Source organism: Pedobacter sp. HMWF019 (assembly GCF_003061025.1).
Taxonomy (GTDB): domain Bacteria; phylum Bacteroidota; class Bacteroidia; order Sphingobacteriales; family Sphingobacteriaceae; genus Pedobacter.
The window spans coordinates 1-9,275 of record NZ_QAIL01000293.1; the positions used below are offsets into that span (position 1 = coordinate 1).

The following is a 9,275-nucleotide window of genomic DNA, read 5'->3' on the forward strand; positions in this document are numbered from 1 at the left end:
GATGAAATAATGAATTCATAAGTGTAAATAGCCGCATTGAAACGTACCGCAAGAGCGATAGCATCAGAAGTTCTGGCATCGATTTCCTGTACGTTTTCTCCGTCTGTACAAATGAGTTTGGCAAAGAATACGCCGTCAACCAGATTATAGATCAAGATTTCTGTAATTTGAATTCCATATGTCTGTGCAAAAGATTTAAAGAGATCATGTGTAAGCGGTCTGCTCGGAGTCATTTTCTCTATTTCAATGGCAATAGCCTGTGCTTCAAAAGCACCAATAATAATAGGAAGACGTCTTCTCCCATTTACTTCTCCCAAAACCAGTGCATAAGCACCTGACTGGGTCTGGCTATACGATAGGCCAACGATATCTAGTTTTACTTTTTTCATATTAAAGAATATAGGGCAGGCGGGGCCTGCCCTATATTTTTATCCTTTATGTGCTTTTAAAGCTTCAATTAATTTAGGTACCACTTCAAAGGCATCGCCTACGATTCCGTAATCTGCAACCTTAAAGAAGGGTGCTTCCGGATCCTTATTGATCACAACGATTACTTTGGATGAGCTTACACCAGCCAAATGCTGGATAGCGCCAGAAATACCAATTGCAATGTATAAGTTAGGGCTGATCGCAATTCCTGTTTGCCCAACGTGTTCGGAGTGTGGTCTCCAGCCTGCATCAGATACGGGCTTGGAGCAAGCGGTAGCTGCGCCAAGCAAATTGGCAAGTTCTTCAATCATTCCCCAGTTTTCAGGAGCTTTTAATCCTCTTCCCGCAGATACAACCAGTTCTGCATCTGGCAGAGAGATTTTATCAGTAGCCCGAACAATCTCTTTTACAATGGCTGTAAGGTCTGTAGTCTTGACTTCTGGTGTGAAGTTTTCAATGGTAGCATCACCAGCTGATTCCTTAGTTCCAAATGCGTTTGGATTTAGGGCAATCACTTTATTTACAGAGGTCAATTCTGTAACTGCAAAAGCTTTTCCTGAGAATGCATTTTTCTTTACTGTAAATTTACCATCTGTTGTTTGAGGTAGTTCTACTGCACCATCTACCAATCCAGCTTTGAGTTTTACCGCTATCCTTGGTGCAAGACCTTTTCCGGAGAAGGAGTTGGATAAGATAACAATATCTGCATTTTCTTTAGCTGCGGCCTCTACGATTACAGAAGCATAAGCCTGGTTGACGAAATTCTTCAACTGATCAGATGATACGTTCAAGACTTTGGATGCACCATATTTTCCTAATTCTTTCAGTTCACTGTCACCCACATTACCAATAGAAATTGCGGTTAAATGAGTTCCTTGTCCATCTGCAATAGCTTTTGCATAAGAAACGGCTTCGAAACCTGATTTCTTAAATTTGCCATCGGCTTGTTCTACATATACTAAAACTGACATAAATATCTTTTAATTAAATTTTTGTAAAAAAGGATCCTTAGATCACTTTTGCTTCCGTGTGTAATAAGTCAATTAATTTTGCGGCCTCTTCTGCGGGAACTTGTTTAACAGCTCCTCTTGGGGCAGGGGTCTCAAATTTAACCACCTTGGCTACTTCTGCAATTTCAACCGCTTCCACTACTTGCAGGGATTTGGTTCTTGCAGACATGATTCCTCTCATGGTTGGAATTTTAGGTTCTGCAACACCTTCAGCACAACTTGCAATAAATTTGCCTGTTACTGAAACCACTTCTTTACCGCCTTCAATTTCACGCTCCAGGGTTGCAGTGGTTTCATCGTAATCTAGTTTCTTAATAATAGATATTGAAGGAATGTCTAAAAATTCACCAACCATTGCAGCTACCTGCGCTCCGTTGTAATCAATTGACTCACGTCCGCAAAGGATCATATCGAAATCTCCGGTTTTAGCATATTCAGCGATTTGGTAGGCTGTGAAATAGGCATCACGTGGTACAGCGTTAATCCTAACAGCATCGTCGGCACCAATAGCCAGGGCTTTTCTGATGGTTGGATCTGTACTGCTGTCACCTACATTAATTGCGGTAACCGTACCTTTTCCGCCTTCGCAAAGTTCGATCGCTCTCGATAAGGCAATTTCATCATAAGGATTTACAATAAATTGAACTCCCGATGTATTGAATTGTGTATTATCGTTAGTAAAAGTTATTTTTGTCGTTGTGTCGGGCACGTTACTGATACAAACTAATATTTTCATACAAATTTAATTTTTTAACTTTCATGAGTCAACCTCAGGCTTTTCAGTTTTATCCAATTTTCCGATTAAACAGCTTTGCCTGGTGGTATCTTATAAAATTGTCTTTTTGCAAATCTAATTAAAAAAGCAGGGATTTAAAATGCAAAGTACCCGTTTAATCAAGTTATTGGAATTTTTTGAAAGTGATCCTAATGATCCCTTCGTTATTTATGCCCTGGCCACTGAGTATAACAACTTAAATGACACAGAAAAAGCATTTCATTATTATCATACATTAGTCAATAAGCATGCCGATTATGTAGGTACTTATTATCATCTGGGCAAGCTTTATGAAAAAGAGCAGCAGAAGGATAAGGCTATTGAGACTTATCAGCAGGGGATGCTTGCCGCAAGGAACAAAAGAGATAATCATGCTTATTCAGAACTACAGGGCGCCTTGAATTCTGCAATGGGAATGGACTATGAAGATGATTAAATTGTAATACATTGGCAAAGCGGCAACTGTTATTCATCAGGAATGTAATTCTGTTTACATTTACGGCCTTTGGAGGAGCCCAGGCACATATTTCCCTTCTGTTGAAGTATTTTGTAAAGCAACACAGGTTTATTTCTGAAGAGGATTTGCTGGAGCTCAATGCTCTTGCTCAGGTGCTTCCAGGTCCGGCATCTACACAAACACTGGTGGGGATTGCTTATAAGGTAGGGGGCCTTAGGTTATCTATAACTACATTTTTGATCTGGATCTTTCCTTCTGCTGCTGTGATGACCTTTGCAGCCATTAGTTTTGGTAAGCTGGATCAAAAAGAGAAGTTTATAGAAATTCTAAAATACATTCAACCTATTGCGCTTGGAATTGTTGCCTTTGGAGCTTACAATTTATCGAGAAAGGTATTGGTTTCTCAATTGTCTATCATGTTGGCCATTTCTTCTGTGGTAGCCACTCTTGTGTTAAGAAATGCCTATGTGTTTCCTTTGGCTATTCTTATTGGTGGAATGGTTTCCTCAGCTATTGGTACACCAAAAGAGGAAACGGAGCTTCGTGTGAAATTGTTTTCCAATATCAATCCAAAAAAATTGAGCTATTTCATTGGGGTTTTACTTTTTATGGCAATTCTTGGGGCTATTATTAATACAACTTCACCCTTTAGTTTACCTATAAGACTTTTTGAGAATTTTTACAGGAATGGGATTTTTATATTCGGGGGCGGACAGGTACTTGCTCCGTTAATGTTCACTGAGTTTGTGCAAATGAAACATTATTTGCATGCCTCCGGTTTCCTGTCTGGATTTGCGATACAGCAAGCTCTTCCTGGGCCAACCTTCTCTTTTACGAGTTATGTTGGTGCATTAAGTATGAAGAACTTTGGTTATGGGATCTGGGGCCAGATTACCGGTGGGATTGTTGCAGTGCTGGGTATTAACCTTCCGGGCTTAATTCTGGTGTTGTTTATTGTTCCCTTTTGGGATGATCTTAAAAAGATTACCCGCATTAAGCACTCTTTAACTGGTATAAATGCGGTCAGTGTGGGGTTTATTATTGCCGCATTTATACTGCTCTTAAAACCTATAGGGATCGATTTTCTTTCTATTGGTATTATGACGGTTACTTTCCTGGTTTTGAATTTTACGAGGATCAGCCCACCTTTAATTGTAATCGCTGGGATATTACTTGGCTATTTTATTTAAACTTAGAACGGTGCGTCATCATCATTCATATCGTCCATTCTTGACGGTTTAATGATGACGTTTCCTGCAGGTCTGTCAAAATCTGCTGATGGTGCTATACCTGCTCCAGGGCTGTCCATAGAGAAAGAGTTTTGTGGCATGAAATTGTCTTCCAAATCAGCAAATTTAACGTACTTACCAATAAACCTTAATGGAACAATACCGGTTTCACCATTACGGTGTTTTGCAATAATTACCTCACCAACGCCTGCTTGTGAGCGTCCCTGTTCATCTTCGGTGATACCATAATATTCTGGTCTATATAGGAATAAAACCATATCCGCATCCTGCTCAATAGATCCCGACTCCCTTAAATCGGAGAGCATTGGTCGTTTTCCGTTTGCTCCAGGTCTGCTTTCTACGGCACGGCTTAACTGAGAGAGGGCAAGTACCGGAACATTAAGCTCTTTGGCTACAGATTTCAAGGCTCTTGAGATACTACCAATCTCCTGCTCCCTGTTTCCGCCACCACTTTGGCCTTCACCTTTTCCATGCATCAGCTGCAAATAATCGATGATGATCAGCTGCAGATCGTATTGTGCTTTTAACCTCCGGCACTTTGCTCGGAATTCGAATATGTTCAGGGCAGGGGTATCGTCAATAAGAAGAGGTGCTTCTGTTAAAGTGCCGATTTTGCTGTGCAATTGCTGCCATTCCCATTCTGCAAGATTTCCTTTCCTGATCTTTTCCTGTTCAATCTCTGTCTCTCCGGAAATTAAACGATTCACCAACTGCACCGAGGACATCTCCAGGGAGAATACGACTACAGCACGTTTAAAATCTACGGCTGCATTTCGTGCACAGGTTAGAACAAAGGCTGTTTTACCCATGGCGGGACGTGCCGCAATAATCACAAGATCTGAAGGTTGCCATCCCCCGGTAATCCGGTCAAGGTCGGTAAATCCAGATGGAACACCTGTTAAACCATCACTTTTGTTTCTGAGTTCTTCTAAAGTGGCTAGAGATTGTTTAACGATCTCGTCCATTTTCTGGGTATCTCTTCGCAGGTTGTTTTGGGCAATGTCAAATAGATTTTTTTCTGCATGGTCCAACAGGTCAAAAATGTCTGTGGTATCTTCATAAGCATTCTGGATGATTTCTGAAGAGATGCGGATCAACTCTCTTTGAATGTATTTTTGAGAAATGATACGGGCATGGTATTCGATATTGGCAGAAGAGGCAACTCTATTGGTCAGGTTCGTGATGTAATAGGCACCGCCAACCATTTCCAATTGACCAAGGTTTCTCAATTCGGATGTTACTGTTAAAATATCTACCGGTTTTGACTTCTGAAAAAGGATTGCAATGGCTTCAAAAATCTTTTTATGCGCTTCTGCATAAAAAACCTCTGGTTTTAAGATATCGATAACAGTAGATAGGGCATCCTTTTCCAACATCAGAGCCCCCAGAACAGCCTCTTCAAGATCTAATGCCTGAGGCGGGATCTTGCCCAGGGTATTCATGGAATTGCTTAATCTGTTTTTTCTGGCTGTGAAGTTTGATTTGTCCTGTCCTTGATTTCCGTTATCGTTACTCATAGGTACAAAAATAGACAAAAATTCAGCTCATTTTTCCATTTCTTTATACACATTTAAACAAAGCGAATTCAAGGATTCTATATGTCCTCCCTAAATTTGAAATAGTTGCCAACAGAAATGTGTGGATAAGAGGAGTTTAGCTCCTTAATTAATTAGCTTGCCCTTAATCTCATTATTTCAGTTATTTTTGCAGCTTAATAAAAGGGTATGGAAAATTTTAGGAGGTCTGGGAGACCTAAAGAAAATAATGAGTTTGTATTTGGTATACGTGCTGTAATTGAGGCTATTAAGGCTGGGAAGGATATTGAGAGTATTTATATTCAGCGTGGTCTGGCCGGAGACTTGATGCTTGAGCTTAAATCATTATTAAAAGGCATAGAAGTTCCAGTACACAATGTACCTGCAGAGAAACTGCACCGGATGACACAGAAGAACCACCAAGGGGTTATAGCTGTGATTTCTTCCATTACCTTTCAAAAGATAGAAGACATCATACCAACCATTTATGAAAAAGGTGAGACACCATTGGTACTTATTCTGGATGGAATTACTGATGTTAGAAATATGGGTGCAATTGCCAGAACAGCTGCTTGTGCAGGTGTGCATGCCTTGGTTGTACCTACTAAAAACTCTGCACAGATCAATGCAGACGCGATAAAAACTTCTGCTGGTGCCTTGTTCAGCATACCTGTTTGCAGACATCCTAACCTGCATAAAATCGCTTTGTTTCTGCAGGAATGCGGTTTACAGATCGTGGCTTGTACAGAGAAAACCAATGACCTGATTTATGTTCCTGATTATACACTTCCAACGGCCATTGTAATGGGGGCTGAAGATGAAGGAATTTCCAATGATATTATGAGGATGGCTAACCATTTGGCTAAAATTCCGATGATCGGAGAGATCAGTTCCCTGAACGTCTCCGTATCGGCTGGTGTTATTCTATATGAAGCCATAAGGCAACGTGGCCTGTCGTAATAACATTTTAGTTATTAAGAAGATATCCACTGTAAGCTAAACCTTTGGCTACACTAATAAAACTATCTTCTGACCGGACTGGTATGTTCTTGAACTTATGGCTGAAAAGCTCTTTTACAGCAATAAGAAGTGACGTACCTCCGGTGATGAACAGACTGTCAATATCCTTGAGTTCGATGTTGTTGTTGCTGAGAAACTGGTCTAAATATACACTGATTTTGTTCAGGTCTTTTCCTATCACCTGATTGTATTGTTCCAGCGAGATATTTTCGCGGATCTCAATTTCCATATTGGAATAACTGAATAAAGAATCCGTTTTTTCTGAGAGTTCGACTTTTGTTTTTTCAATAGATTGAAAAACAGAATAGCCCAGATTATTTTCTGTCAGGGTAAGTAGGTTTTTGAATTTTGCATCTCGTTTAGAATAATGGTAATAGTTCTGGAGATCATTTTTAATTTTCAGTCCATTAAAGAAATTCATCTGCTCCCAGGAACAGATATGTGTAAACAATGAAACCGGGACTTTAAGCATTTTACCTGGGGCAGCTTCGTACATGGTTTCTTTGCCGAAATAGGGTGTTCCTTTTTCCCACATAAAAGCAGAGTCAAAACTGTCTCCGCCAATATAGATACCACCAGTAGCAAGAATGTCCTCTTTTCTGTCCTTATGGTCCGTTTTGGCGGGATCTAATACCATATAGGTGAAATCTGTGGTACCTCCACCTAAATCTGCTACCAATACCTTTTCTCTGCGTTCTAGTGTTCTCTCGTAGGCAAAGGCCGCCCCAATGGGCTCAAATTGAAAGGCAAAATTGGTAAAACCAGCATGCTCTGCTGCCTTGTGCAGTCTTTTTTGAGCAAGATTGTCTTTTTCTGAGCTGTCATCATCAAAGAATACAGGTCTGCCAATGATGGCTTTAGAGCATTCTCCGCCAATAACTTGATCTGCTTTTGTTTTGAGCTCCCTCAGAATTAGTGTAACAAGATCTGATGCATTGTATCTTTTGTTAAAAATGCGGGTTTCAATAAAACTGCTTCTGGGTAAAATGCGTTTTACCGATTTCATAAAGCGTCCTTTCATCCCATCTTTCAAATACGAAGAAATCGCTTCTTCGCCAACACAATAGCTCAGAGGCTCAGATAAGATTTGTTCACTTTGAAAATAGAGGAGGGAAGGAATAGTGATGGTGTGGATGATCTCGTTATTTTCTTCATCAAAGATGCAAAGGGAGGAATTCGTTGTTCCAAAGTCGATTCCGTAGAGGTAATTATTCATAAACAGGGTATAGCTAAAAAAAATACCTCCAGGTTGATAATAACCTGAAGGCAAATTAAATATAATTTTGAACGTTCTTAAAACGATCTGGGGTTAAATAAATTTTGCGCCATGTTTGGATTTAATGTCGGCAACAATTTGTTTGACGCTTTGTTCTTCACTTCTCGGGCAAACGAGTAAGATATTGTTAGACTCTACCACAATATAGTCATGTAAACCTTGTAAAATGACAAGTTTGTCTTTGGGTACATTCACCATGCAATTAGAAGAATCAAACATCATGACCTTCTCTGAAGGAATCACCGCATTTCCAACGTAATCTTTTTCTGCCATATCATAAATAGAAGCCCATGTACCTAAATCAGACCAGCCAAAATCAGCTGGTAATACATAGACGTTATTGGCTTTCTCCATGATACCAAAGTCAATAGAGATGTTAGTACATTGCTGATAGGCGTCACTGATAAAGGCCGATTCTTTTAAAGTATTGTATAAGGACAGCCCTGACTGGAAAATTTCGTGCATTTCAGGAAGATGCTTATGAAATGCGTTATTTATGGCTTTTGCAGACCATATGAATATACCCGCATTCCATAAAAAATCACCACTCTGGATAAAAGACTTTGCTAATTCCAGGTTAGGCTTTTCTGTAAATAGCTTTACTTTATGAATCCTTGGATCTGAGGCCAAAGTATTGTCTACATACTGGATATAGCCGTAACCGGTGTCCGGGCGGCTGGGTTTAATTCCCAGGGTAATCAAGCAATCATTTTGAGCTGCTGCTTCCAGCGATTCTTCGATAGCAGCAACAAAACTATCCAGATCTGCAATGGTATGATCTGAAGGAGCTACCACAATGACTGCATCAGGGTTGAGCTCTGATATTTTCATGGAACCATAGGCAATACAGGGTGCTGTATTACGCATAATAGGTTCAGCAAGAATTTGGTTGTCCTGTATATCAGGTAATTGAGTTTTGATGATATCTGTGTAGATCTCGTTGGTGACGATAAAAATGTTTTCTGGAGGGCAAATCTTTAAAAAACGATCGTATGTACTCTGTATGAGGGTTTTTCCAATTCCAAAAAAATCAATGAACTGTTTTGGGTATTCTGTTCTGCTTACTGGCCAAAAACGGCTTCCGACGCCGCCAGCCATAATTAAGGCATAATTATTTTTGTTCATGCTATTTATAGATGGTTTTATATAATTCCTTCCTGAAGAAGGTCGTGTAAATGAATAATGCCGAAATACTTATTTCCATTAGTGACCAGCAATTGAGTAACATTATTTTGCTTAATCACTTCCAGTGCATCGACTGCCAAAGCATCTTTGTCAATTTTTTTAGGATTGGTATTCATAATGTCTTTCGCCATAATGTTTGCTAAATTAGAATGTTTTTCCAACATTCTTCTAATATCTCCGTCAGTAATTATTCCCAGAATCGTATCGTTCTCAATAACAACAACAACGCCTAAACGGTTTTGACTTATTTCTATAATAACATCTTTGATTGGCGAATTTGGCGAAATAGAAGGCTTTTCATTTCTTGAAGCAAGATCATTAGCTTTAAGATACAATTT

General features: G+C 39.6%; 10 protein-coding genes. 3 read left to right on the forward strand and 7 right to left on the reverse strand.

From position 1 onward, the window contains the following. From DBR11_RS16710 to DBR11_RS16720, 3 genes are all read right to left on the reverse strand, one after another. Positions 1 to 389: bifunctional nuclease family protein (locus tag DBR11_RS16710; RefSeq protein WP_146186561.1), on the reverse strand; the 389-nt coding region annotated here is incomplete at its 3' end. Positions 390 to 428: 39 nt separating this feature from the next. Then, complete coding sequence (locus DBR11_RS16715) at positions 429 to 1,400, reverse strand: electron transfer flavoprotein subunit alpha/FixB family protein (RefSeq protein WP_108553793.1); 972 nt, start codon at positions 1,398 to 1,400, stop codon at positions 429 to 431. A 37-nt stretch (positions 1,401 to 1,437) separates the two neighbouring features. After that, a complete protein-coding gene (locus tag DBR11_RS16720) occupies positions 1,438 to 2,175 on the reverse strand; it encodes an electron transfer flavoprotein subunit beta/FixA family protein (protein WP_108553794.1) in 738 nt (245 codons plus the stop codon). Positions 2,176 to 2,314: 139 nt separating this feature from the next. Here DBR11_RS16720 and DBR11_RS16725 point away from each other — a divergent pair, with 139 nt between their 5' ends. Together DBR11_RS16725 and chrA are read left to right on the forward strand one after the other, a co-directional pair. Continuing rightward, complete coding sequence (locus DBR11_RS16725) at positions 2,315 to 2,650, forward strand: tetratricopeptide repeat protein (protein WP_108553795.1); 336 nt, start codon at positions 2,315 to 2,317, stop codon at positions 2,648 to 2,650. An 11-nt stretch (positions 2,651 to 2,661) separates the two neighbouring features. Continuing rightward, entirely contained in the window at positions 2,662 to 3,861 is a 1,200-nt protein-coding gene (gene chrA, locus DBR11_RS16730; protein ID WP_233260791.1) for a chromate efflux transporter, read from the forward strand. A 2-nt stretch (positions 3,862 to 3,863) separates the two neighbouring features. On the opposite strand, the gene dnaB is transcribed toward chrA, so the two are convergent. Further along, complete coding sequence (gene dnaB, locus DBR11_RS16735; protein WP_108553796.1) at positions 3,864 to 5,438, reverse strand: replicative DNA helicase; 1,575 nt, start codon at positions 5,436 to 5,438, stop codon at positions 3,864 to 3,866. 207 nt (positions 5,439 to 5,645) lie between these two features. Between dnaB and rlmB the strand changes: the two genes are divergently transcribed. After that, positions 5,646 to 6,416, forward strand: coding sequence for a 23S rRNA (guanosine(2251)-2'-O)-methyltransferase RlmB (gene rlmB, locus DBR11_RS16740; RefSeq protein ID WP_108553797.1), 771 nt, complete (start codon positions 5,646 to 5,648; stop codon positions 6,414 to 6,416). 7 nt (positions 6,417 to 6,423) lie between these two features. On the opposite strand, the gene DBR11_RS16745 is transcribed toward rlmB, so the two are convergent. The 3 genes from DBR11_RS16745 to DBR11_RS30195 all read right to left on the reverse strand — a co-directional run. After that, on the reverse strand, positions 6,424 to 7,692 hold the full coding sequence (locus DBR11_RS16745; RefSeq protein WP_108553811.1) for an Hsp70 family protein: 1,269 nt from the start codon (positions 7,690 to 7,692) through the stop codon (positions 6,424 to 6,426). A gap of 93 nt (positions 7,693 to 7,785) precedes the next feature. Then, on the reverse strand, positions 7,786 to 8,877 hold the full coding sequence (locus tag DBR11_RS16750; RefSeq protein ID WP_108553798.1) for a mannose-1-phosphate guanylyltransferase: 1,092 nt from the start codon (positions 8,875 to 8,877) through the stop codon (positions 7,786 to 7,788). A gap of 17 nt (positions 8,878 to 8,894) precedes the next feature. Continuing rightward, a partial coding sequence (locus tag DBR11_RS30195) for a CBS domain-containing protein (protein ID WP_233260792.1) occupies positions 8,895 to 9,275 on the reverse strand: 381 nt, incomplete at its 5' end.